Origin of the sequence: Sphingobacterium sp. UBA6317, assembly GCF_002440385.1 — a bacterium.
GTDB classification, from domain to species: domain Bacteria; phylum Bacteroidota; class Bacteroidia; order Sphingobacteriales; family Sphingobacteriaceae; genus Sphingobacterium; species Sphingobacterium multivorum.
In genome coordinates this window covers 26755-53624 of the sequence record NZ_DJTD01000028.1, presented here as the reverse complement: position 1 = coordinate 53624, position 26870 = coordinate 26755, and the positions used below count along the sequence as shown (strand labels likewise).

Genomic DNA, 26870 nt, shown 5'->3' with positions numbered 1-26870 from the left:
TTAGTCTTTAGGTTCCAACGCTTTCCAAACAACCGCTGCAACTGCAGCACCCACGAGCGGCGCAACGATAAATAACCATAGCTGAGACAAAGCTTGCCCCCCCGCTAAAATGGCAGGACCAAATGAACGTGCTGGGTTAACGGATGTACCCGTTACAGGGATAGCAACGAGGTGGATTAATAGCAGTGTAAAACCGATTGCAAGTCCAGCCATTGTACTGTTACCTACTTTAGAGGTTGTCGCTAATATCACAAATAGAAAAAGAAACGTTAACACTGCTTCGATCAGAAAGGCAGAAGCAGTACCATACTCGTTTTGATAACCCTTTCCCCATCCGTTGGAGCCATAGGCCCATTCACCTGCAGTAAAGCCGGCCAGCTGTCCACTCAAAATCTGTTGAAGAACAAATGCTCCCAAAAGTGCGCCAATAAATTGATCAATGATATACACAATTGCATCCTTAGCAGACATTTTACCCGCCAATAATACACCAACCGTAACGGCAGGATTGATATGACAACCTGAGATTCCTCCGATCGCATAAGCAAAAACCACGACCGAAAGGCCGAAGGCAACTGCAATACCCAAAAGGCCAAGGCCAGAAAGTCCAGCTGTGGTATTGGCCCCTGCAATAGCGGCAGCTCCACAACCAAAAAGTACCAAACCAAATGTTCCAATTAGTTCGGCAACAAATTTTGAAGATGTTTTAATTTCCATATGAATCTGTTTATAACTTAGTTAACTCTAATTTAATCATTTTCCGTATTAAATTAAAGCACTAAAAAATTTATTGTAGAACAATATTCACACACTATTAAAATCAGTTCTATAGATACATCTTCAACATCAGTTTATCCATATTTCATCACAGGCTATAAGCGCGTTCCGTTTCGGATGATACCTCCATTCAGGTAATTTTGCTAAGGGCTCAGCATAGACTCGAATGACCTTAACACGGTCGTTTATCACAGCTCGATAGCGAACCTTCTCAACTGTATAATCTTCCTCCTGAGATTCAAGTTTCCTCAGCAGCACATCTTGAAAATCTTCGCCATTTTTGGATACCGAAATGCGGACTTCCTTTGGTGAAAATATCCAATGTCGGACATCCTTTAGAAAATTAAGCTCAATTGTATCGATGTGTTTTTCCTGTTCAAAATCAAACGTAATATCCATCGGCTCCCCATTCCATAGCAACCAGTTGTAGCTATAATCCATGTATCCTGGGACACTATCGGAGAGGGTTTCCAGACCATTGGCAGGGAAGGAAGGATCGAATGGATTTTTCAGTTTTATACTTGCTTGGGAAGCTTTGTTCGTTCTGACTCCAGCATTGAATATTTCGCTCCATTCTTTTGCATAAGCATCAGGTGACGCCCCTCCTTCGGCAAGTTCTATTACCCCCAGCCTTTTGGCGTCTTTAATAAATTGAGTGACTTTACGGCTTACATTAGGTCTTACAACCAAATGGTCGCTGTCTTGCTCAAAGATACCATGCTGATGCGGACCATAGAACCGTGCTTGTTGCAAGTAGGTGTAATCCAAGCCTAAACCGACACGTCTAATACGCGATTCTAATAAAGGATTTCCTTCACTTGCAATTTCAGCTTTTTCTAACAATGTACTGTATTGATCCATAGCTTCGGGACTCAAAAAATCCTTTCTATTATCAATTGGATTTCCATAAATCGACAAAGCGGAGGAAGCTCCAGGCAAGTGATTTCTTCGCAGATCGAGATATTTCTTAATAAATGGCGCAGCCTTACCATAATAGCCCTCAATAAATTCATCTGTCAATTGCTCTTCTGAACGACCATCTGTATCCCAGGCAAGGTTAGCCAAAATATAAGCATTTAACTCCGCCATATCACTATAGGTCGCTCCGCCACCTTGTAAGAATACCCCTTCTACCCCTTGTCCTTTCAAATATTGCATGCTTTTCTGCATCGTTCCTTGAATGGGGAATGGGGCAAGATAATTGGTAAACTGAGTCAAATAATCCCATACAAACACATGCTTCGCTTTCGATTTCCAAGCGCCCAATTGTCTACGGAAAGTTGCTGCAGAATATTCACTACTGATATCATTTTTCCGAAAAGCATCGATATTACTTAATATAACCGAAACATTATCTGCGACGCGAAGATGCGCTGGAGCATTAGCCGATTCGAGATACGCCAGCGTCGTAAATTTCTTGTCTGGAAATTTTCCGGCCACCCTATTCACAAAGTGGATCAAGGAGCCCTGTGCTCCTCCTTCGCGCTTATCAACGGCTTGGCAAAGATCGCAAGTACAGCTTCCAATGTCGTCATTGGCTGCTATGGACCAATAGATAGCCGTTGGATTTTCAAGCATCCTTTTCTTAAAGTAAGCGACTGTATGAGTAAAAACTTCTTCATTGGAAAGACAGAGCTGAATCGGTTGGCGCTTCCCATCATACAGCGCGTAATATTCCGGATGATCTTTAAAGTAAATCGATGGTGGCAATATTTTACTGAAGGTATGGCCCCAGTCCCCCCATCTATCTTCCAAATTATGTAGGCCATACCAGTCCATGTACTCCTGATCCAATTCCACAGGGAAATAAACTTCTCTAAATTGAAAATTAGGCTTTGAAAAGATTTTTAAATCGGCATCCACATATAACGCAGTACACTTTGGAACATCGGTACTGTCTTTACCTGTATACCACTTTCGCCCACCAATAACATCCCTGACATAACGGTAAGCCGCAAATATTACACCTCTACCACTTCCTTTGATGTAAATATTTTTTCCTACAGCTTCAATCGAATAACTGTCTTCAGGGGACGCATTTGTTATTGGGCTTCTTTCCAAAATAATGGCATATGTATCATCAACTTTGGCTTGTATTGCAAAATCTACACCTGTGCTTTCTTTTGTAAAGGTGTTTATCACCGCAGCAGCTTTTTGTACAACAGGATCATTTGCATCCGCCTGGATGACATAATCCGTTTTCCCATTGTCCACCAATACCATTCTTTCCTTACCCTGAACTATCGTTACCAAAGACAATAGACCTAACATAAACTTCCACATCATATTAAAAATATCTCCTTAATGATAGATTTAGATCATACTGGTTCATAAATCTATTTTCAGCAACTTTGTAATAGCTCCAACCGCCCATGAGTGTAAAACCCCAAGCATCTATGCGATGTTGCCAGCCTGCATTAATTGATCGGGATAAAAAATTGAAACGGTTGTTTAGGAATTGATAACGCGATGGATCATCTGGCGAAGTCCCCACATTACCGATTAGTGTGACATAGGAATCCGGTTTTTCACTGTTATAATAATGTCGGATCGCGAGGGAGTAGGCTTGGTTCCATCGCTGTTCATCACGTAACAAAAATCCCCTTAAATAGACAAAAGTTGGCCCAAAATATCGGCCTGCCGAAGCGACAAGTCCGTAATTATTTGTATTGTCATTTGCACGAACATACCTTCCTCCGAAATCGAAGAGCCACAATCCCGCTTCCCGATATAGGCTATAAGATGCGCGCCATGTTGGAAAAACACTACCATCAGCCCAAGCTATCTGGTGATAGGCATATATATTTTTACTGTAGTTAAGCCAAGCATCCAAACCGACCTGATAACCTTTCTCACCACGTCTATTCCCGTTATTAAACTGTCCGATAAGTGTATTTTTCTCCCCTAATTTTTGGCCATATTCCAGACCTGAAATAAAGAAATGTCCATTTGGCCGATCTTGCGAACTTTGCATATGATTTGCTCCAATATAAAACTTATAAGGCATATTCTCGCGGTAAACTTTGGTCAAATGCTGATATTGTACATTTTCTGGTATCTTCGCTACCAGCTGATTCATATAACCCAATGCCGTTGAATAATCTTTGTTTAGTGCGGCAATGTTTGCTAATTGTTCGGTAACAAAAATCGAACTGTCACCTCTGCTCCATAAAGTTTCGAAATCAGTCTTCGCTTTCCCGTATTCTCTATTCGTCATAAAAGCACTTGATCGCAGGTATAAGAAACGATTGTCTGCAGGATCAGCATGTTGTATACTGTCCGAATAAGCCAATGCTTGAAATACATCTCCCTTTTCGACGAAATTCCGTCCCCTTTTATACCAGATATCGATGCACGCATCACGGTCACGTTTTAACTTCCTATGTTCAAATTCGCTATACAACCTGATGATTTCAGCGTCCATCGGAAACCGTTTACGTGCGGATTGCCAGGTAATCGTTGCTTTTTCAGGCTGATTAGAAGACTCATATAGTGCAGCTAATGAAAGATACGCATCTCTGTAGCTCGGCTCGCTCGAAACCACTGCTTCAAAATAGGGAATCGCCCAGTCGGCTCGCCCCATCTTCTGATAGCTCAATCCCAAGATATACCTAAAATCCGTGTATTTAGGATATTTTGATAATACGGTTTGGCTCAATGCAATGGATTCCCCCACTCTTCCTGCTCGCAGGTAGCCAGCGGCTTTTGGAACCAAGCTGTCAACGTCGTATGTTTTATTTTGCCAGTTAACCTGCGCATGTACAACTTGCGACAAAAATAGCAAACAAAAAATTAGCGCAGATAGGATTAATTTTTTCATTTTTCTACTTTTTAATGTGATCAGAGGGCAAAGGAGTTAAGGTGCCTTTTCGCGTCATTTCCCCCCAGGCATGCTTTTTCCCAAAAAGTTCTTGGACATAGCCCTTAAGCGAGCTATAAACGATAATGGGATGATAAACAAATGGTTCTATAAATGCGGTGAGGCATAACCTTATAATATCTTTTCGCCGTTTGTAATATTTATAGACATAATTGTCCAGTAAAATGGAAAAACTTGTCAGAAAGACCGAAAACATATAGACGAAGATCAATAAAAGAATAGCCATTGGCCAATTAATGCCATGTGTTAGGATGAGGTAGATATAAAAGAAAATACCTAAAATCTCCATAATAGGGGCAAAAAATTCGAAAATGGCATTGTATGGAAAAACGATGAGTCCAAACCTTTTGTACTTTGGATTAAAAAAGGCCTTACGATGTGTGCGCATAATTTGCATCAAACCCCGCGCCCAGCGTACACGTTGACGCGTTAACATCTTGAGGCTGTCAGGCCCCTCAGTCCAACAGAGCGTCTGCGGAATATACTTGACCTCGTATTTTTGGTTATTGTCACACATGGTCATACACATTCTGGTTACCATCTCCATATCCTCGCCCAAGGAATTAGAATCATATCCGCCCGCAGCAATGAGAATCTCTTTATCAAACAATCCCAATCCCCCCAGAAACATTGGGAATACAGTTGAGGTAATTCCAGCCCATTTTACCCAACAGGTATGATCGAATGTATTCCATTTCCTGAAAACGGGCCAATATGGGTTTGGGTAATGCAGCTTCCACCAACATACCGGAATCCACATAACTGGAGTTTGACATCCGTAGTGTTGCGCCCACAGCGATTACACGTTCCTTCGAATCCAGTACAGCTTCGATTAATTGAACCAGGGTGTCATTGGCGAGTACACAATCCACATCGGTATTTAAAATATAAGGAAAGGAAGCTACAATAATTCCAGCATTTACCGCATCGGCCTTACTACCCCCGTTTATTTTATCAACGATCGTTAGTCGTTTATGAGAGATGTCCCTGGATTTGTAGATTGCTTTAATCTCCTTACATGGCACCAAATAGTCAACCAAAAAGTCTACCTGGACCAGATCAAACTCTTTAATGAGCTTCTCCAATGTATCATCTTTACTGCCATCATTCACAATAACGACCTCGTATCTGGAGTAAAACAGTGTCATCAGCGAACGTACATTGTTCACGATTGTAACCGATTCATTATATGCTGGTGCGACAATACTTACCCCTGGAGCAATTTCAGACTCCATTAATGTCTGCACACGTCGGGAATTTCTCTTACGAAGATTCTTCCGGATCGATATGGATGACATCCGAAACAACATGACGTATACAATCAACAGCAAGAGACAATAAAATCCGAAAACAAATTCTATTGAAAATATAAAATGTTTCATATGCAATACTTTTGTGTTATGGAACCAATACCTAGCAATCTATATATAGTGAACCATAGGGTGACTAACATAACGTATAAGCTTATAATCGTCCAAATTTTCAGCAGTTTCAATTTTACGTAAACTTGATGCACTGTAAGGCTTTTGCGCGAGCAGGGAACGATAAGCGTGTTTTCGTAGTGCCAATACTGTACTTTTATCGTTGAAGATGTTCTCTAAAAGATCGATCGATTTTCCTTGACCAAGACGCCCCAATGCTTTTACAATCTCTATCTTGACATTTAAGGGCTGCTCGATGGTGTAAAAATCCACTAACCGACTTTCGCTATCTCTCGCCAGGAGTTTGCCCAATGAGTTGATCGCTTTGTGTAGCGTTTTAGCGTCCTGAGCTGAAACGATGAGCTGCCATAATTTTTCTTCATCCAATTGCTGGTAATAGACCATGAGGTCCATCATAAGGCTATTGATTGAAAAAGATTGAGCGCCGTCCAGCCATTGAGAGAACACGTAAGATCCCACATAATCGGTTGAGACAATTGTTTGATAGATATCAAGTGCATCCAGGTCAGTAATTCCTGCAATACCAGAAAAAACCTGATCGAAGGATATTTCACCCCGCACCTGCAAAAGATATTTAAAGGCCGCTACCCGAATTTCAATGCGTGGGCTACTCATCAGCTGCATCAAAACCGCATCCTGGATTTCGACCTTCATCAATGCTAAATCGGCCAAAGATCTTACTGTGGCTGCCACATGGTGGCTCTCGTGTCTTATTTCGTATTGCGCTTCTCTATCGAAGCCCAATTCATTAAATAAACTCCGCATATTTTTTCCTTTCTCTCCACCGATAGTAAAAATATATTCATGCAATATTTGACGGACCACTTTCTGAATGATCGGCTTATGAAGATCCAACGCTAGTTTATCCACCGGATAATGGCTATTCCTATTATCAATCAAAATGTGTTCATAGATAAAATCTCGCAATACAGGATATATTTTAGCATGATATAGGCGATACCGATAGTCACGATAATAAAAGATAGCAATACCGACAAGACAGCTTACCCAAAATAGAAAGCTCAACACAAGCGCTATCGTAACCAAAATTGGCCAACCCTCACCCTCAAAAAAGGATCGGATGCTATGAATCGTATGTTCTATTTTACTAAGCATGACCTATTCTTAATCGTACACGGGATATCAGTTCAGACGGCGAAATAGTTTTTTTGATATAATCGTTGGCTCCTACTTCGAAACCTTCAACAATGCTGTTGTCATCTCGATAGCCTGAAATAATAATAACGGGCACCTGGTTATTCGTACTGCTTTTCCGAATGCGATCGATTATTTCGTAACCATTAGCAAAGGGTAATGCCAGGTCTGTTATGACCAAATCAATGGTTTCATCCGAAACCAGCGAAAAGGCTTCTTTACCGGACTTTGCCAGTAAGAGGTCATACCCTTCTCTTACAAGAACAAATTGCATTGTGCTCAATAGAATTTCATTATCTTCGATAACAAGAATTCTCTTTTTTTCGTTCTCCATAGCGGTAGATTTTTAGTTTTTCACGGTGAGACAAAGTTTCGAAAAAAAAAGAAAATGTCTTGTAGATTAACAACTACAGGTGGATTTAAATAATTTAAACGCAGGTTTTAAGGATTGTTATCTCTTAAAATGACAATATATTGACATAGCTTATTTCGTGTTTATTGTTAAACAACTAAACTAGTATGTAAAATTTCAACTTCTTCGATCAAGGAACGAATGATATCTGCAGTAGAAAGTTCACTGTAAGAATGTATCGATTGTCCGGTCCAAATGTGGATAAAATCAGCATTTCTATTTATCCTTGCTACTCTTCTTAATTCGCCTGTGAGTTTATTTTGATAAGGATAGGGCAAAATCTTTTGAGCGGCTTCTAAAGCTTCAATGAATTTATTTTTTATACCTCTGGCGTAGCGCCCTGAAAAGCTCCTCGTTAATACGATGTCTGATTCATTAACGCCTGAAAGACGCGCTTTTTCAAAGTCCAGGAGCGCTCTCTCCTTAGATTTGAGTAATAAACTACCCACCTGGAAGCCACTGGCACCTAAGAGCTTTGCAGCATGCAATGTACTAGCGTTGTATAAACCACCGGCATAAATAAGGGGAACATGGACATGCTCTTTTACCTGCGGTAGTAGTGAAAGTCCGCCAATCGCCGGTATTGGAGTCTCGTCAAAACTTCCGCGATGTCCCCCTGCTTCTAGTCCCTGTACACAGATGATGTCAATGTCAGATTCTTCCAAAGCGATTGCTTCTGCCACCGAGGTGCATGTACCAATAAGAGTAACATCATTGTCTTTCAATCGTTTTATACTTTCTGTATCCAAATTTCCAAACGTAAAACTCACAACTTTACACCGATGGGTGATGATTACGTCAATCTGTTCCCTGTAATCGGTCAAATGGATACTATCAAGCTCGGGTAAGGTTACTTTCAAATCGTGCTGCGCGGCTAATTGCTCCACGAAAGTTTTTGTTTCACTATACTGTTTCCTTAAATCGAATGAAACCTTGGGAATATTATTGACAAAAATATTGACCGCGAAAGGCCGCTTTAGATTTTCGGCAGTCAAACGAATAAGTTCGCTGCAACGTTCTGGCGGCAGATCACCCAAAGATAACGAACCGAGCGCTCCAGCACGCGAGGCTGCAATGACCATTTCTGGTGTCGTAACACCAAACATTGGAGCTTGGATAATCGGATATTCAATACCTATTGATCTTGTGAGTTGATTTGACCACTGCATATCGGGACAATTTAATAGTCTTAAAATTTGTATAACGATCGATGTAATGCGTCTAATTTAGCTTATTTTTTGTTAAATGATGTGATAACAATTGGGAAACATCCTACAACGGAAGTTCCAAATAAGCTATTTATACTGTATATTTATGGTATTCTATTACGTAACAAACAATTTTATGAAAATCGCCTTCTTTTCGACTAAACCATACGACAAATTATTCTTTGAACAGGAAAACAGCGCTTACGGATTTCAGTTTAATTTTTTTGAAACGCATTTAGGTCCACATATTGTCAATGCTATTGAAGATGAGAAAGTGGTCTGCGCATTTGTCAATGATAAACTAAACCGACAAGTGATTGAAGTACTTGCTCAAAAAGGTGTCGAACTGATTGCATTACGCTGTGCTGGTTTTAACAATGTTGACCTGGAGGCGGCAAAGGAGTTTGGCATTCAGGTATGTCGGGTCCCGGCTTATTCCCCAGAAGCAGTTGCAGAGCATACAATGGCAATGTTATTGACATTGAATCGTAAAACCCATAAAGCCTATAACCGCGTAAGGGAGCAAAATTTTGCATTGAATGGCCTTTTAGGATTTAATCTTCACCAGAAAAAAATTGGCGTTATTGGAACGGGGAAAATTGGAAAGGCCTTTATCAAAATTGCATTGGGATTTGGGGCAGAAATAATTGCCTATGACTTATATCCCGATCAGCAGCTTACAACACAGGGTGTCAATTACAAATCATTGGATGAGCTCTTTAAAGAATCAGATATCATTTCACTTCATTGTCCCCTAACCTCCGAGAACCACTACCTCATCAATAGCGAGTCATTGGGGAAAATGAAAGACGGCGTTACTATTATTAATACAAGCAGAGGCAATCTGATCAACACCCAAGATGTCATTAAAGCACTCAAAGAACGAAAAATTGGTTTACTGGGTATTGATGTCTATGAACAAGAGGAAAAGTTGTTTTTTAAAGACTTATCGACAACAATTATTGAAGATGAAACAATACAATTATTGATGAGTTATCCGAATGTCTTAGTGACGGCACACCAAGCTTTTTTCACCACAGAAGCATTAACCGAAATTTCGCAAAGAACACTAAGGAGCATCTCAGACCTATCAACCAAAGGAATCACTGACGCCGAGGTCATGCTTTAACAAGACTTCCCATCAAATTTATTTTGAGGTAGCGCTATTAGCAATGTTGTGGCTAAATGCACCTTTTAAAGAAACAGAATTGATGCAAACTGTTGTATCATCGGTACAATTGTCTCATTAGGCATCAGCAAAAATGAGTAGCGAAAGGGAATATAAACTAAATGCCTATCCCCTTTCGCGTTTGTAATCACACCACCACTCATCAAGTCTTTCAATGACCGGCAGTAAAGTTTTACCTAATTCGCTAAGTTTATACTCCACACGTGGTGGAGATTCAGCATAAATCTGTCTACATAAAATACCATCACGTTCGAGCTCACGGAGTTGAACGGTCAAGGTCGTTTGCGCCAGATCTTCCATTTCCCGCCGTAGTTCTCCAAATCTTTTGGGGCATTGTTTGGCAACAGCCTTAATGAGCAAAACTTTCCATTTTCCGCCAATTATCTTAAAAATTCCGTTGACATCACAACAGGCTCCAAAATTTTCACTTTTTTTTTCCTTCATAATCTCCCCATACTGACCATTAGTTCATAAAAACATACCAAGTACATCATTTATAACTACTTGATTGCAAAAAATATCCAAACTATTTTTAATCGTAAAATTATTAAAAACTTTCTATATGCGCTTTCAAATTAAGGATCTACTTCATATTTTCCTCCTTTCAACGGGTATATTTCTTTTCGTCATCGATCTTTTTATCATTAATGTTTCTCTTCCCACGGTTCAACATGCGCTACATCTACGCAATAGTGATACGCAATGGATCATAATACTATATATCATTGGTTACACAAGTCTTCTAATCAATGCAGGGAATGCCGGAAATCATTATGGAAAGAAGAAATTATATTTAATTGGCATGGCTGGTTTTACAGTAGCCTCTCTTTTATGTGGCTTAGCCGATAATCTTTACATTTTATTGGCCGGAAGATTGATCCAAGGGATTAGTTCTGGATTGATGGTTCCACAGGGTATCGCATTGATCACCTTACGTTTTGAAAATCCCGAGAAGAGATCAATGGCATTGGGTATTTATGGGAGTATAGCAGGCATCGCTTCTGTCATCGGTCAATTATTGGGCGGAATACTTCCCGACCAGACCTGGATACATGAAAGCTGGCGTCTTATCTTTTTAATTAATGTTCCCATTGGGGTGGTCGCCTGCTTTGCTGTCTATCGTTATACAGCTAACGATCAAGTCTACGTTAAATCCGCTGTTTCTTTTAAACCAATGGTAACATTATTTACGCTTTTAATGGGAATAATTTTTCCATTAATCATGGGGCCTGACTTGAAATGGCCAATATGGTCACTGCTGGTCCTGGGAACAACGCTTGTTTTTGTCCAGCTATTTCTAAAAAAACAGCGTAAATTAGAAAAGATGGGCTATCCTAGCGTACTCAATTTCACCTTATTCAATAATCGGGTTTTCAATTTGGGTCTGCTGGCCGCATTAGCCTACTATATGGTACAGGACGCTTATTTTATCATAAATTCCAATTACCTTCAAAATCAAAAGAATTATACAGCAACAATGACCGGAATTGCCTTTGTTTATCAAGGTATAGGTTATGTATTGACAAGCGTTATGGTCAGCAAGTTGATCCAGCGTCATGGAAAAATTGTGGTGCTTTATGGATTAGGCATCATGATTTTGGGATTGGTTGCACATCTTTTCATTTTTAATAGGATGCTTTTAAATAACTACCAGATACATACCCTGTTCTTTTTTTTACGGCATTGGTTGCGGTAGTGTACTACCTGCATTAATGACTCTTGCCTTAAAAGACCTCAATGAAAAATTAATTTCAGTCGGATCTGCCATCTATCTTACGATACAACAATTATCAATATGCCTGGGAATCACATTTATCGTCGGTGTAATTCTACATCAAAAAGAAAATAAATTTTTCATTTGGCAGCATATTTCATCAGCTTATGGCTACTCGATCGCACTATCGGTCATATTGCTCTTATTTGTCCTAGGTGCAATAGCTTATTTACCTTCACAAAAGATAAAATAGCAGGTAATTTGTATGGGGTTTAGCTGTTTTATCTTATTTTATATAAGGGTTAAGGCCGCTAATTTGCTGCCTTATATTTGTTCACTAAAGCATAATCATAGGGTATGCGCATACTCAAGGGACCAGCTTCCCACAAATCTGAATCAGGGGACAAGTAAAAGTCATAAGCATTACGCAGGAAATTTTCCCCATCGGGTGCTTCTTGCCATTTTTTCTGCGCTCTATTATAAAGTAGTATCATGCAACTCACGCAAGTTCCCTTATCTTTCATAGCCAGGTTTTCATAACACTTCCCTATTTTTACACTTAATTTTTGTTGAATAATAAGGTCCGTCAACCGTCCTTTGGTAAGGTGAATTAAAGCAAGCTGTGCATCTTCATCCGTTGGCGAATGTTTTGCGGGGTTCAATCGGTCGAACTGAGCCTGATATATTCGTGCTATTTCGGCCTGCCTCACATCCATTGGTAAGAGATTTGTATCAACGGGATGGAGGTCTTCAACATCGTCCACCTGGGTGGCTCCAACACTTAAGGCGATATTTTGTTTGGATGTGTCAGCATCTGCAGCAGCTGAGCTTTCATTTTTATCGAATAACTGCGTAAGTTCTGAAATATGATGTCCTATTTGATTAAAACCAACAACGTAATTTAAGATAACAAAAGCAAATAGTGCAAGGACAGAAAAAATAAAAAGTGCCTTCCAAATACTGGTCCGGCCATGCTCATTTGTTTCCACTTCCAAAAATGTAGATCTTTTGTGATCTGCTCTGTCAGCATCGTCACGATGTTCAATCCGGTCATAATCGCCTAAAAATAAGTCTTTACCATCAAAAAGATCAATATGATCTTCTTGAAACATTTGCACTATATCCCGGGCAGCTTTATACTTTACATTTGCCGCTGTGGCAACCAGATCAATTGCGGCATTGACATCGCCCTGTTTAATTAATTCACGAATAGTTGCTTTATCAATTTCGATTGTATTTACGAGAATATTTTTAGTCATACCGTTTAATTTCTATGGATTGCTTCGTTATGATTAGCACTGAAACATTTTAGATCAAAAATCAGATTAATAAATGAAAGATCAATGAAAATTTCTTCCCTTATGAAAAATACCTGCAGCATTGTCGCCATCTGTTGTCAGATCTTTTAACAAACCTGACATATCAAAGCATCGTTCTGCTATTACATGAATAACCTCTCCTTCAACTTGAATTTTACCCGCGACCATCAGGAGTTTTGCGCGAAGAATTTCTTTTCGATATTTTTCAAATACAGTACTCCAAACGACAATATTTGCAAAACCGGTATCATCTTCAATGGTGATAAATAAAACACCTTTAGAGGTTCCTGGTCGTTGTCTAACCGTAATCAATCCGCATATTTTCACGAGTATATTATTTTTGATCAGACCTAATTTTGCTGTGGGCACGACATGGAGTAGATCAAGCTTACCGCGCAAGAAACTCACGGGATGTGCTTTAATGGATAGCGAGGTTCTTGCATAGTCGGCCACTACATGTTGGCTTTTCGTGAGCAATGGCAGTTCGATCTGTCCTTCTACTATACTTTCAGAGGGTTGACCTTCAAATAATGCAATCGGACGATCCGCCAATGCTGTAATTTCCCAAAGTGCTTGCCGACGGTCAATACCTAATGATGTAAAGGCATCTGCATCAGCTAACTTCTCCAACGCATTAAGAGATAGTCCAACATCCATCATACCAGTAATGGATGCATAAGCGGACTGCCGACCTTGTGTCAGCACAGCAGCCTCTTCCATTGAAAATCCTTTGATCTGACGTAAGCCTAATAGAAGGTCATGTGGTTTTCCAATTTCTCCTTCTAAGGTATTGTCCCACAAAGAATGATTGATATCAATAGGACGTACTTTTACACCGTGTTTCTGTGCATCAATAACAATTTGTGCTGGCTGATAGAACCCCATGGGCTGACTATTGAGTAAGGATGCTGCAAAAATATCCGGATAGTAATACTTAAGCCATGAGGACACATACACCAGTAATGCAAAAGACGCTGCGTGACTCTCTGGAAAACCGTAACTGCCAAAACCTTCCAATTGCTTAAAAACTCGATTTGCAAACTCTTCCGTATAGTTTTTCTTTACCATACCATCGACCATCTTTTTGTGAAAAGTCGACACCTGCCCTTTGGCTTTGAATGTAGCCATGCTTCGGCGCAATTCGTCGGCCTCTGCAGGAGTAAATCCCGCAGCAACAATGGCAATTTCCATGGCCTGCTCCTGAAAAAGGGGTACGCCCAAGGTTTTTTCAAGAATGGTTTGGATCTCTGTACTTGGATAATCGACATCTTCCTCTTTATTTCGCCGACGCAAATAAGGATGCACCATATCGCCTTGTATTGGTCCAGGCCGTACGATAGCCACCTCAATAACCAGATCATAAAATTCGCGCGGTTTTAATCGCGGCAACATCGACATCTGGGCCCGGCTTTCGATCTGGAATACACCTAAGGTATCCGCATGACAGATCATATCGTAAACCTTTGGATCGTCTTTTGCCCCAATATCAGCCAGGGTAAGCTCTTTTCCATAATGCTTTTTAGCGAGGTCAAAAGCTTTGCGTATACAGGTCAACATCCCCAAAGCAAGTACATCAACCTTTAGAAAACCCAGTGCCTCAAGATCATCTTTATTCCATTCGAGATTTGTCCGATTATCCATGCGGGCATTTATTAAGGGACAAAGCTCATGCAAATTACCTTGCGTAATAACAAAGCCGCCAGTATGCTGCCCCAATTGACGTGGAAAGCCAATATATTGGTGCGTCAATTCGAGAATTTTTCGCAAATGTTGATCTTCGGGATTAAAGCCCTGTTCAACCAAACGTTCCAAATTGATATCATCGTCCCAATGGCTACTCACTACCCCTGCTAAACGCCCTACCGCATCCATGGAAAGCCCCATCGCCTTGCCAACATCACGTATTGCGCCTTTGGAGCGGACCTGTGTGACAGTTGCTACGATAGCAGCACGATTTCGACCATATTTCTCATAAATATACTGGATCACTTCTTCTCGACGCTCATGTTCAAAGTCGACGTCTATGTCCGGCGGTTCATCGCGTGCATCGGACATAAATCGTGCAAATAAAAGCCTGTATTTTGATGGGTCAACAGAAGTAATGCCCAAACAGTAACAGACCGTAGAATTTGCTGCCGATCCACGTCCCTGGCATAAAATTCCTTTTTCCTTTGCAAACCGGACATAATCGTATACAGTTAAAAAATAAGAAGCATAATTTTTGCGTTCGATAAAATCAAGTTCCATTTGAATCGTTTCACGAACTGTTGCTGGAATATCACCATCAAATCGTTTTTTTGCCCCTTCCCAGGTTAAATAAGTTAATTCCTCCTGCGTCGTTCGACCATGGGATGATAATTCATCTGGATAGATGTACTTCAAATCATCTAGGGCAAAACGACAAGCATTGGCTATTTTTACACTCTGTGCTACGGCCTCAGGATACAGCCTAAACAAACGTTCAACTTCAGGTATTGATTTGAGATAACGCTCCGCATTAGGATGTAAATGAAATCCAGCCGTATGTATCGTACATTTTTCACGAATGCAGGTTAAAATATCCTGCAATTCACGCCTTTCAGGGACATGATAATATACATCACCAAGTACCACCCTCGGGATATCCAATTGTTCGCCCAGCTGATTTATCCGAAACAATAATTTAGCATCATCCCCACGATAGAGTTTTTTTATTCCTAGATTAAGATAGCCCTGGAGATGCTGTTGACATTCCTGAACAAACTCAATAAATGAATGTTCAAGCTCAAACCCCAACACCAATTTTTCAGGTGGACAAATAATGAATATAATCCCTTCAGCGTATTGAAATACATCGTTTTTATATAACTCGCATTTTCCTTTTTCGGTCCTTAAATTTCCAAGAGTTAACAATGTTGAGAGTCGGCCATAAGCCTCTTTATCTGTTGGGTAGGCCAATAAACTTGGGCCATCCTGTAAATCTAAACGACAGGCAGGAATAAGTCGTATACCTACTTTCTTAGCCTCGATATGCGCACGAACGATCCCAGCAAGGCTATTACGGTCGGTTACTGCAACAGCATGATACCCTAATTGAGCAGCCCTTTCGATCAGTTCCTCAGGGTGTGAAGCACCTTCGAGAAAACTAAAATTACTTGTTATCTGTAATTCACAATAGCCCATGCTTAAGCAAAAAAACCGTGTATAAACCATTGATCCGTATGCCCGTCATAATGCCCCGAACGATACAGCCAAAAACGCCGGCCTTGCAGATCTTCTACCGCATAGTAATCCCGATGTTCGCCTGGATCAATCCACCATTCACGCTCAATACGTTCGGGGCCATCTGCTTTTCTGATCGTATAGGTGTCTCCCTTATAACGGAACAAGATGGGGGGATAATCGGGTATGGGAGCGGTAACAATAATACGTTCCGGAACCTTCAATAATCGCGTCGGACGTGGTCTTGCCATTTGCCAGTCAACAGTTGCAACCTCATCTAGTGTAGTCGCTATTTTCATGGATCGCTCGGGCCAGTAATGTGCAGACGGAACATAGCGTGAAATCTCACAATTGGCGTCCCTACTTTTCAAGCGATCTAACAGTTCGGTAACTGCCGGGTTTTTGAGGCCAATTCTATTGTTCCAAAGATTTTCCTGAATAGGATCTGCGATTTCAACTTTAGAAACCTCCAAAGTAAATAATTCAATCCCCAATGCCGGTTCAATCTGTGGAATCTTTATGGCAAATAATTGAAGGATATGTTTGACCTGGGCAGTAGCACGATTAGTCTCAATGCTGATTGTCTCTAATTTCCCATCCACGCGGTGGCAATTCAATTCAGCTGCACGTAATCCTTTCCCCTCTCCCGACAAACGTTTACACAACTTGTTTAATAACTCTTCCAGCGCCAGTTCAATACCATGTGCTGTACAGATGGGTTCGAGACAAGGTAATCGCTCTTCATACGGTAAATTAGCTTTTATAGGAAGAACAAATTCATCTTCCAGCCCCATGGCCTGATCCAGTCGAAGTAATAGGCTGTCACCAAATCTTCTACGCAAGACTGAACGCGGCATTTTTGCAAAACTTCCTATTGACTGTAGTCCAAGCGATTGCAACCTTTTCAATTGAACCTCTTCCAATCGTAGTGCTGCAGGGTGCAAGGGAAAAAGTGCCTCTGACTGCGCCTGTTCATTTATAATCGTATTTTCAGAACCAAAATGTGTGATAGCCCATGCGGCCCCAATGGTATCAGCAATGCCCATGCGCACAGTATAACCATGTTGTTTAAATTGAGAAACAATACTTGTTAAGTAAGTTGCCTCTCCACCCCAAAGATGTGCACAACCACTTATATCGAGCATAATTCCATCGGGCTCATCCAATGAAACCCATGGTGTATACCTTATGCACCAATCTGCTATGGAATGGAGTAATTTTTCAGCCAATCCAGCTTGCTCTTTGATGATTTTAAGTGATGGAATAAATGCCCGTGCATCTGCTATAGCCATACCTGCGTGTATCCCCGCTTGCTCTGCAAATGCGTTACACGCACTAACGATTAATTTTCCTTGCACAGCGACAGACAAAACAACAGGATCATCCTGCAAATGTGGCTTACAGACGGTAAGCCAATCTGTTTTTAAGTAACGAAACCAAAGGGACGCAAATCTTTTTTTCATGGCTAGCCTAAATTTTGATAATTATAGGTCCAATCTGTGATCTGCACATCTTTTTTGAGGAATGTTCTAAATCCTTGTGGAGACCAGATAATTTGTCCTTTGGCTGGATTACCATTTTTTACCTTAAGCAGCTCTACTTCCCAACAGGGGTAACCAATACCAGGTAATCCATCATCCGATTGACTAGGTAAAGAAGTAACCTTCCAACGTGCAGCACAACTCGTCGCCAACAAGATCTTGGGGTTATGTTGAAGTATAAATCCTGTCACCCGGCTTTTTTCTACGGCAAGTTGAAGGCGCCTTGACTGAATAAAATCCAGCTGATGTATTTCAGCCAATACGGCTGTTATACCATGGCATTTCAACGCTTCTTCCATTGCCCATAAAACATCTCTTTCCCGTTTCATGGAGACAAAAACAATCGAGGCCGGATCAACTCCAAATGATTTGATAGCAGCAGGAAATACCGTTTGAATAGAGCCTATCCAAATACAAATCCCATCATTTTGCATCAGTTTTCCAAGCAAAGCACCAATAAATCCACAGGAAGCAGCACTATCCATGCGGTTAAAGCTAACAAATTCATGTATAACACCTTTGGGAAAGATTCCATTTGGAAAAGCTTTTTCCAAAGGCCCCAAATCTATAGCGCATTCATCATTCAAACTTTGAGCTACTCCCTGCCACGACAGTAAGTCTTTTTTAAGTTTACTAATCAAAGCTTGTTTATCATCTAACATCATAGCCCCTCCTATTTAATAGTACATACAAATGTAATACTAAATATTTTAGTATTAAAGACGAAAGCTATATTTTTTAGCAAATAAACACAGTGCTAAAACGGAATCTTTACTATTTCAATTCTTATATATCATTCAAGAATTGTTGGATGACATCTTTTTTTCTGGTCGCAACAGGAATCATTTTACCATCAGACATTTCTATTTGGCCATCCTTGAAATATTTTTTAATATAATTGGCATTGATTAAATAAGATTGATGACAACGAATAAATTCAGATTCAGGAAGCATCGTTTCAAAATGTTTAAGGACTTTTGAAACCATCATCGGTTTATTGTCTTTGATATAAAATGTAGTATACCCTTTATCTCCATGACAATAAAGAATATCATCAATATTCACGATCTGGGTATATTCAAATGTACGAAGCGCTATCTTACGAGGTCTACTTGGAGATTTCAGATAGCTTTCGGCCATGCTTAATTGCATGCTATTGAACTTAAATTCCGTATTTTTTTTATAACATTTTTCAATAGCTTCCATAAATTGTTCTGGGACTAATGGCTTTAATAAATACGCAATGGCACCTATATTTAGGGCTTCTATGGCATACTGGTTAAATGCTGTTATAAAGATGGTATTAATATCCAATTTCAGTTCTGAAAGGAAGGATAAACTGGATCCGTCTTTCAATTGAATATCGGCTAAAATAAGATCTGGATTAGATTCAAGCAATTCACGTTCTGCCTGGGCAATAGAGGGACTATAACCTACTATCTGAACATAGGGTATCGCATCTAACAGAGACTTAATATACAGATAGATGTTATGCTCGTCTTCAAGAATATAAACTTTCATAATTTCACGTATTTAATTAAAATATAAAACAAGTGGGATATAAATTTCTACACGATATCCACTTTTATCCTCTTTATAATTGGGTTTTATTTCAATCCTTGCTTTTTGCTTTGGATCAGTAAATAAAAGTTCAAGACGCTCTTTGGTAATCACCTGTGAAAGAGATGTCTTGTGCGCATTCTCTTTTTTATGTGTGCGCATTCCCCAACCATTATCACTGATAACAATATGCAATTGATCTGCTTGCTGATTAAAAAGAATTTGTAACTGTCCGCGATAATTTAAATTTTTGAAAGCATGTTCAATAGCGTTTTCAACAAACGGCTGAATCAACATGGGGGGAATCATGACATCGTCCACATCCAAATTACCGCTCTCAATTTCAAAATCAAATACATCTTGATAGCGCATCTGCTGTAAAAGTATATAATTCTTTAATGATTTAATTTCTTGATCCAAAGAAATATACTCCTCCCTATTTAATTCGAGTATATCACGAATTTGACGGGACAACAGGATGAGGTATTGATTTGCTTTTGCTTTTTGTTCACTACTGATCAAACCTTGCAAATTAGCTATAGCATTATAAATAAAATGCGGATTAAGCTGGTTTTGTCGTGTCTTTTGCTCTAAAATTAATTGTCTGTTTTCGGCAACTATACGCTGATTAATATTTTTCAACAACTTTTGTTTATTCCGATAATAAATGAAGAATGCAATACTAAAGATCAGCGCAAATAAAATAACAAAAATCCAACGCTGTTGGACCATAATCTGATGGTTGAAGGCATTTGTTGTTTTTAAAAGCTGAATAGCCTGGTCCTTTTTTTCAGTTTCATATCGTGTATTGATCTCATTGATACGATCATTTTCAATACTTTTTGTGCTATTTTTATAATCCTGATAGGCTGAATCTAAGGTAAAATAAGCCCGTTCATAATCTCCTTTTAATGCGTGTGCTACTTGTAGATTCTGGTAATAGAATAATTTATTTTGCTTGCCTTTATGTGTTTTGATAAACTGCAATCCAGCATTGAAATAATAGATCGCCGAGTCCACTTGATGATTATTCAAAAAATTTTTTGCCAAATTCGCATACGCATAGGCATTGAGCGCCTTGCTTGAAGATAAATAATTAAAATACTTTTGGGATGCCTCTACTGCTTTTCGACTATTACCTATGCTAAAAAAATACTGCGCCTGTAAATTATACATGCGCATAATAATAGCAGAATCAGCCGTTTTATTTGCATAATATCTGCAGCTATCCAGTGTTAATTTTAATTTCTCAAAATCATGCAATTCAATATACTGTATAAATTTAATCTCCTGATAGGCCTGTGCAACATGTGGGTCGGATCTGTTGGGATGATAATAATACCACGACTCGTTATCTTTGAGTGCCTGGTTATAATCAGCGCGGCGATAATTTGCATTGGCCAATAGATTAAAAAAAAGAAAACTAAACCTACTTTTATTTGCTAATGCATATTCTTTCGCATCGATAATTTGTTCCATGATGCCAATAGTAGTCACATCATTAAAACTAAAATTAGCTCTTATTTTAAAGTAATCCTTCAGAACATGCAAATCGGGAGACATTGTTCTCCCATCAAGGTTTTTCAGCGCAATTTCTATTGAATCAATTTTATCATCCAACAAGTAGTTATACGCCAAAAAAATCCAATTATAGCCAGAAATATTAAAATATCTATCCTTAGCAAACTCCGTTGTCTCCTTTGCTATAATAGATTGATCCCTAAAATCCTGTAGAGCGAGAAATTTTAATAATTTGTCCTGATAGGTTAAATCAAGTGCCTTATCTTCAGTATGCGCATTATTTCTAGACGTCTGACGGTCAATTTGATAACAAGAAAGTAACTGTGCCATTAGCACGAGAGATAAAAAACAAAAAGTAAATCTTGTCAAATTTCGTATCATCAGAATATAACTATCTGTTTAAATTTACATGAAGGTCTTATATTTTTCCATTACCTCCTTCATTAACTATAATAAGCTTTCACAAGATATCAACAGCTATAAAAAAATAGGCAAGGCACTACTATCCATATCATGTTATCTATTGTCGAATATCGGAATATTATCAAAAAAACCAATATATACTTTCAAAAGTATTTAACCCCACTGATACTTATGTTAATATTCTTCCTCAGTAAAAACACCGAGTGCAATTATTGATCGCAGATAGAGTTAATTTTCTTTTACTTCCTACAAACATACAAATTGGTCAACAATGAAAACTTACTATTTAATAATCGCAATATATGACTCAATATTTGCATCGATAAAGAGAATTTCGTTTTTTTATCAAAACGTGTAACGAAATAGCCATACCACATACTTATATCATAAAGCATCACGCTAAAACGTAATATGGTAAATAACCTAATCTTTACTTACATAAACTGGACTATAGATAGTGATATCTTTGTTATTCCACTTATTGAACACCCTATTCGCTGGTACGGACTATTTTGGTTATTGGGTATTGTATTATGTTATAAGATATTAGGATCATTATTTAAGAAAGAAGGTCGGCCACCCGAGTTTTTAGATCAACTAACCATTTATATTGTTTTTGGTACTGTCATTGGCGCTAGACTAGGGCATGTATTATTTTACGATCCCGGTTATTACCTCAATAATCCCTTAAAAATATTAGCCATATGGGAAGGTGGGCTGGCAAGCCACGGTGGTGGTATAGGCATACTAATCGCAATCTATTTATTTGCAAAAAAACAGCAACTTCCTTTTCTCTGGCTTGCAGATCGGATTGCTTTGGTCGTCCCTTTAGCTGGTGTTTGCATTCGATTGGGCAACTTAATGAACTCTGAAATGATTGGCACAGCAAGTAGCTTACCTTGGGCCTTTGTGTTTACCCATATCGATACTATCCCCCGGCATCCAGCACAGCTTTATGAAGCCTTATTTTGTCTCTTATTATTCGTATTGTTATATCTTTTATGGAAAGAAAACAAGCTTCGACGTAACAATGGAAACTATTTCGCCTTGCTGTTGGTTTTGCTGTTTTCGTTCAGGTTTTTAGATGAGTTTTTGAAAATCAATCAAGAGCATTTTGAAGACTCCTTATTGATCAATATGGGACAGCTGCTTAGTATACCCTTCATTCTTATTGGAGCTGGTCTATTTATTTTCAATCGTTGTCGAGAAAGAATACCGAATATAACGTAATAGCATGCGCGGACTTCCAATAATAGCCCGCTACGTCATGCTCACCAAATACAGAAATGGTTATCATGACTTTTTTAATAAGCCATGTTGAAAAGCATATTTTACTAATTCCGCGGTATTTTTTACCCTTGTTTTATCTATCAAGCTCTGCCGATATCCTTCAACAGTACGCTTACTCAAAAAGATTTTATCTGCAATTTCTAAATTTGTAAAACCGTCAGCGATTAACTCTAATACTTCTAGCTCGCGATCGTTTATTTCCAGATCGAGGATGATATTCGAGCCCGCATCCCTATAAACTTGACCGGAAGAAACTTGTTCAAGCAGGGCTATACTAATTTCTTCGCTCATATAGCGTCCGCCTTCAGCGACATGCTTTAATCCAAAAAGTAATTCATTGTAACCTATATTTTTCAACAGGTAGCCTGAAAGACCATGTTCAAAACCTTCAACAACATAATGAATTTGATTTAGCATAGACAATATCACAACTTTGACCAATGGATATTTTTGACTGATGATTTTTAAAAGCTCCATCCCGTCCATATGCTCCATGTTTATATCAGTTAAAACAATATCAGGAGCTAAACCATTCGCCAATATAGACAGCGCTTCTGCACCATCAGATGCCTCGCCTATCACCGTAAATTCACCCTGGGATTCTAAAAGTAGTTTAATACCATTCCGTACGACCATGTGATCTTCAACCAATAGTATCTTAACCGTATTCATCTTCTATGGCATTTAAATAAAAACTTTCAATTCTATTTTCTTCCAAACTTATACTGCAACGATAATTTATCATATTCGCTATTTGAAATAAAAAAGAAACAGACTGCATAAACAAAATAAAGATACAACTTTCTATCCAGTCTACTGTCGACATGATGAGTTCACATTAAACAGCCCACAGGATCAACTAGCAAATAAAATAGTGGATTTCATCCCGTACGACAACTCCGGTCATTTATGGATAGAGCGAAAACTCATGAGAAAGGAACAATATTTGTATGCTATTAAATCAAGCTATAGCGATATCGCTTTAATCAATACTTAATTTTTGCTATGTTATGATATGTTCAGATAAAGATATTTTAGCCGTTCTAACCTCTTCATTGGATGCCTGCGCAATTTATGATAGTGCAGAACTCCATATTTCTTATGCAAGCACTAACATGTTAAAACTTTGGGGTTGTGATCAGCGTATTATTGGGCAGTGTCTTGAAAATTGTCTTCAACGAGAAGATTTAACACCCTATATCCCCCTCCTGAAAAATGTCTGGATAAACGGAAAAACTGCGGTCATTGAAAAGATAAGGATTAAACTCAAAACGGAAAATCAGGCTTCACTAGGTTATACGCACACTTTTGAATATCATCCGCTCATCGATGAAAAAGGTGAAATTTATGGCATATTTAATCAAAATAGACTGATACCTGAAAATGAAGACAAGTACCCACAAACGCAGGAAAAAAATACCATTGAACGAAAATTGCTACAAGATTTATTAACTCAAAAATATCTTATAGCAGGAAAACACTATAAGAGCCCAACGAATAATTACACCTTGTCATCTAAACATACTGAAGATCTCAATGAAAAACTTAAGGGGGCACTCAAGAAAATCATTGAGAGTGAAGAACATTATCATTTTGCTTTACAGTCGGCCGAGATGGGAACATGGACCTTAAATTGTAAAAATTACTTAGTAAATTGGGATGAACGGACTCGGGAACTCTTTGGGTTTGCGAAAGGTGAGTATGTTCCATACAATGAAGTCCTTAAATATATTCATCCAGAAGATAGGAATAGAATCGATCAGGAAGTAAAAAAATCACTGACTTATCAAAACAAAGGTGTTTATGACGTACAGTTTAGAACCATTGGAGCACAAGATCTTCAGTTACGGTGGTTGCACTGTAAAGGAAGAGTATACTTTGACCAAGACCAACAACCCGAATGGTTTGCAGGTACCGCTATAGATATTACCACCCAGCATCAAGAACACGAAAAGCTTGAAACAATTCATCAACTTATCGCCAAAAGAGATCAACAGTTTAGAATGATCGTAGAAGCCGCCGGTATCGGTATATTTTCTATTGACATGGAAACCAAAACAATGGAACTCAATGATCGCTGCCGTGAATTATTTGGCTTCGATCAGCAAGACAACATCAAAGAAGCTGACTTTTTCGACCAAATACTGCCTCAGTACAGAACTATCATCCATGATGTTTTTCTGGAAGTAACACATAAACAATCTCCTTTCGATTGTCAATGTGAAATAAAAGATAAAAAAACAGGTAAGATAAAATGGTTAAGGTCAATAGGTGGAAGTCAATTGGAATCGGATACAACAAGACATATGATCTACGGCGCTATAATAGACAGCACCAATGACAAGGAAGAAGAAAGGAAAAAACTAGACTTTATTAGTATCGCAAGTCACGAACTTAAAACACCGTTGACCTCACTAATTGCCTATATCCAATTACTTCAGGCCAAAGAAGATACACTGAGCACCGAAAAGCGCATGCAATATCTCCACCAATCGAATGAGCAAGCAACGCGTATGCGCGGTTTAATTGACGGCTTTTTAAATGTTACTCAATTAAATGAGGGTAAGCTAGTGCTTCGCAAAAAGACATTTAACATTTGCTCTTTAATCGATTATATTCAAAATATCTATTCTTTAAAATCGGTAAAGCACTTCATCCATTATACTGGAGCAATAGATTCGAATTTGGAGATTATTGCCGATCGTGATAAAATCGAACAAGTGCTAATCAACTTCATGGACAATGCCATTAAATATTCACCCAGTAATTCAACAATTACCCTGCATGTGGCAATACAATCAGGTTATTTTGAAGTCGAGATCAAAGACCAAGGAAAAGGCATCAATCACAAGGATCAGAAACAAATATTCAACAAATTCTATCGTGTAAATGACGATGCAGATCGTTACGCGTCGGGATTTGGCATTGGGCTGTTTATTTGCAAAGAAATTATTCAAAAACATCAAGGAGAAATTGGTGTCAACAGCCAGATTGGTCAAGGATCAACCTTTTGGTTTAAAATTCCGCTCAGTGCATAAAGCATAACGCGAGGTATTTTAAACAAATATTACCAATAGCAAACAAATATTACCAATAGCAAAAAAAAGCAACAGCTGAAATCAAATAACAACTGTTGCTCTAGCACTTATTCTATAACCTATTTCTTTTTCAAATCCGCTTCGGCAATATCTTCCCATCGATAGTAATGGAATGTTTTATCGTCGCTCATAGTAACAAACAAGCCATGTTTAAAGGTTTCATTTAAATTAAAGGAGGTCGTTTCTGAACCATCACTTTGTGTTGCCATAACCGGTACAGTCTTCAGATATTTGTGTTCGAAAGGATTGCTTTGGGTTCCTTCCCGACTAAAGACTTGAAAACGATTTGCACCTTGGTCCGACACCAAGATATATCCGGTACTATCGGTCAATTTATAAATCGAAATACCTTCATGATCTTCTTTAAAACCTGTTGTAGCAAATAATGCCAACTGTTGGTTTCCCTTTGCTGGATCGGCATAGTATTGTTTTACGCCAATTTGTTCGTCCGAATAGTAAATATATCCAAGCTCATTGTCCACCGCTATCGCCTCGATCTCTTTCTTTCCACTAAATGAACCAAATTTGCGAACTAATGTAGCTTTTACCGTACCAGAACCATTATCCTCCAATAAATATTGACCCAAATAGCCTTCTTTTGGTCCATTTTTCCGTCCAACAATAGCATAGATCTCTCCTTTTGGGGAAGTATATAGGGCAATCCCCATCAGGTCCCTAAATTCCGGTTCAGTCTCGCTAACAAACATATCCAGTCCCCCTTGATCGATCGGTTTCATATCGGGTAATGAAAAGACACGCAATTTATGGGTCATACGCTCTGTTGTGACGGCGATATCGACAGGTTTCCCTCCCAATACCAAACCGTAGGCTACATCAACATTGTTTGGTCGTTTTAAATTGGAAACCACTTTTTCTTTGACCGTTTTACCCTGTAAATCGTACACGAATAAAGCTCCATCGGCATCTTTATCCGTTGCTATAATCAAACTCTTGCTCGGATCGCTCTTATTGATCCAAATTGCGGGATCATCCGAATCATAACGTACAGCATCAGTCACAACAACGGGCTTAACTGATTCTATATTATTTGTTTGCGCATTTTCGCATGCCATTTGAAGCAGGGTTGATGCTCCCAAAGTTAGTGTTAGTATTGTTTTTAAATTTGTCATTATATGAAGT

At 38.9% G+C, this 26870-nt stretch carries 21 protein-coding genes; 4 read left to right on the top strand and 17 right to left on the bottom strand.

Annotation, left to right across the window (positions count from 1 at the left end):
* The 8 genes from B3E92_RS08260 to B3E92_RS08225 form a co-directional block, all read right to left on the bottom strand.
* A complete protein-coding gene (locus B3E92_RS08260; RefSeq protein WP_286896182.1) occupies nucleotides 1-717 on the bottom strand; it encodes an MIP family channel protein in 717 nt (238 codons plus the stop codon).
* Nucleotides 718-846: 129 nt separating this feature from the next.
* Nucleotides 847-3063, bottom strand: a complete 2217-nt coding sequence (locus tag B3E92_RS08255) for a DUF4838 domain-containing protein (protein ID WP_286896179.1) — start codon at nucleotides 3061-3063, stop codon at nucleotides 847-849.
* A gap of 1 nt (nucleotide 3064) precedes the next feature.
* Entirely contained in the window at nucleotides 3065-4597 is a 1533-nt protein-coding gene (locus tag B3E92_RS08250; protein WP_286896178.1) for a YaiO family outer membrane beta-barrel protein, read from the bottom strand.
* Nucleotides 4598-4601: 4 nt separating this feature from the next.
* The gene (locus tag B3E92_RS08245) at nucleotides 4602-5309 is read right to left on the bottom strand and encodes a glycosyltransferase (RefSeq protein WP_349676660.1); all 708 of its coding nucleotides are present in this window, start codon (nucleotides 5307-5309) and stop codon (nucleotides 4602-4604) included.
* Complete coding sequence (locus B3E92_RS08240; protein ID WP_286896175.1) at nucleotides 5260-6039, bottom strand: glycosyltransferase family 2 protein; 780 nt, start codon at nucleotides 6037-6039, stop codon at nucleotides 5260-5262. The genes B3E92_RS08245 and B3E92_RS08240 overlap by 50 nt, the downstream gene beginning before the upstream one ends.
* Before the next feature lie 39 nt (nucleotides 6040-6078).
* Nucleotides 6079-7215 carry a HEAT repeat domain-containing protein gene (locus B3E92_RS08235; RefSeq protein WP_286751969.1) on the bottom strand — a complete coding sequence of 379 codons (1137 nt, stop codon included), beginning with the start codon at nucleotides 7213-7215 and terminating at the stop codon, nucleotides 6079-6081.
* A complete protein-coding gene (locus B3E92_RS08230; RefSeq protein WP_286896174.1) occupies nucleotides 7208-7588 on the bottom strand; it encodes a response regulator in 381 nt (126 codons plus the stop codon). The genes B3E92_RS08235 and B3E92_RS08230 overlap by 8 nt, the downstream gene beginning before the upstream one ends.
* A gap of 167 nt (nucleotides 7589-7755) precedes the next feature.
* Complete coding sequence (locus B3E92_RS08225) at nucleotides 7756-8835, bottom strand: NAD(P)H-dependent flavin oxidoreductase (protein ID WP_286896173.1); 1080 nt, start codon at nucleotides 8833-8835, stop codon at nucleotides 7756-7758.
* 175 nt (nucleotides 8836-9010) lie between these two features.
* Between B3E92_RS08225 and B3E92_RS08220 the strand changes: the two genes are divergently transcribed.
* Nucleotides 9011-10003 carry a 2-hydroxyacid dehydrogenase gene (locus B3E92_RS08220; RefSeq protein ID WP_046673609.1) on the top strand — a complete coding sequence of 331 codons (993 nt, stop codon included), beginning with the start codon at nucleotides 9011-9013 and terminating at the stop codon, nucleotides 10001-10003.
* A 165-nt stretch (nucleotides 10004-10168) separates the two neighbouring features.
* Here the strand turns inward: B3E92_RS08220 and B3E92_RS08215 are convergent, their stop codons facing one another.
* Nucleotides 10169-10507, bottom strand: coding sequence for a winged helix-turn-helix transcriptional regulator (locus B3E92_RS08215; RefSeq protein ID WP_112375470.1), 339 nt, complete (start codon nucleotides 10505-10507; stop codon nucleotides 10169-10171).
* A 118-nt stretch (nucleotides 10508-10625) separates the two neighbouring features.
* On the opposite strand from B3E92_RS08215, the gene B3E92_RS08210 reads away from it, so the two are divergent.
* The gene (locus B3E92_RS08210; protein ID WP_286896171.1) at nucleotides 10626-11759 is read left to right on the top strand and encodes an MFS transporter; all 1134 of its coding nucleotides are present in this window, start codon (nucleotides 10626-10628) and stop codon (nucleotides 11757-11759) included.
* A 329-nt stretch (nucleotides 11760-12088) separates the two neighbouring features.
* Here B3E92_RS08210 and B3E92_RS08205 read toward each other — a convergent pair whose 3' ends face one another.
* The 6 genes from B3E92_RS08205 to B3E92_RS08180 all read right to left on the bottom strand — a co-directional run bounded on the left by B3E92_RS08205 (nucleotide 12089) and on the right by B3E92_RS08180 (nucleotide 21249).
* The gene (locus tag B3E92_RS08205; RefSeq protein WP_286896169.1) at nucleotides 12089-13036 is read right to left on the bottom strand and encodes a hypothetical protein; all 948 of its coding nucleotides are present in this window, start codon (nucleotides 13034-13036) and stop codon (nucleotides 12089-12091) included.
* Between the two features lie 81 nt (nucleotides 13037-13117).
* Nucleotides 13118-16258 carry an error-prone DNA polymerase gene (locus B3E92_RS08200; RefSeq protein WP_286896167.1) on the bottom strand — a complete coding sequence of 1047 codons (3141 nt, stop codon included), beginning with the start codon at nucleotides 16256-16258 and terminating at the stop codon, nucleotides 13118-13120.
* Nucleotides 16259-16260: 2 nt separating this feature from the next.
* Nucleotides 16261-17760, bottom strand: a complete 1500-nt coding sequence (locus tag B3E92_RS08195; RefSeq protein WP_286896164.1) for a Y-family DNA polymerase — start codon at nucleotides 17758-17760, stop codon at nucleotides 16261-16263.
* Nucleotides 17761-17762: 2 nt separating this feature from the next.
* Complete coding sequence (locus tag B3E92_RS08190) at nucleotides 17763-18503, bottom strand: ImuA family protein (protein ID WP_286896163.1); 741 nt, start codon at nucleotides 18501-18503, stop codon at nucleotides 17763-17765.
* A 121-nt stretch (nucleotides 18504-18624) separates the two neighbouring features.
* On the bottom strand, nucleotides 18625-19359 hold the full coding sequence (locus B3E92_RS08185) for a LytR/AlgR family response regulator transcription factor (RefSeq protein WP_046673530.1): 735 nt from the start codon (nucleotides 19357-19359) through the stop codon (nucleotides 18625-18627).
* 12 nt (nucleotides 19360-19371) lie between these two features.
* On the bottom strand, nucleotides 19372-21249 hold the full coding sequence (locus tag B3E92_RS08180; RefSeq protein WP_286896161.1) for a sensor histidine kinase: 1878 nt from the start codon (nucleotides 21247-21249) through the stop codon (nucleotides 19372-19374).
* 504 nt (nucleotides 21250-21753) lie between these two features.
* On the opposite strand from B3E92_RS08180, the gene lgt reads away from it, so the two are divergent.
* Nucleotides 21754-22572 (top strand): prolipoprotein diacylglyceryl transferase, encoded by an 819-nt coding sequence (lgt, locus tag B3E92_RS08175; protein ID WP_286896160.1) that lies wholly within the window; start codon nucleotides 21754-21756, stop codon nucleotides 22570-22572.
* 63 nt (nucleotides 22573-22635) lie between these two features.
* Here the strand turns inward: lgt and B3E92_RS08170 are convergent, their stop codons facing one another.
* Nucleotides 22636-23304, bottom strand: a complete 669-nt coding sequence (locus B3E92_RS08170; protein ID WP_070563855.1) for a response regulator — start codon at nucleotides 23302-23304, stop codon at nucleotides 22636-22638.
* Between the two features lie 338 nt (nucleotides 23305-23642).
* On the opposite strand from B3E92_RS08170, the gene B3E92_RS08165 reads away from it, so the two are divergent.
* Nucleotides 23643-25670, top strand: coding sequence for a PAS domain-containing sensor histidine kinase (locus B3E92_RS08165; protein WP_286896159.1), 2028 nt, complete (start codon nucleotides 23643-23645; stop codon nucleotides 25668-25670).
* Nucleotides 25671-25789: 119 nt separating this feature from the next.
* Here the strand turns inward: B3E92_RS08165 and B3E92_RS08160 are convergent, their stop codons facing one another.
* A complete protein-coding gene (locus tag B3E92_RS08160; RefSeq protein ID WP_286896157.1) occupies nucleotides 25790-26860 on the bottom strand; it encodes a phytase in 1071 nt (356 codons plus the stop codon).
* Between the last annotated feature and the right edge of the window lie 10 nt (nucleotides 26861-26870).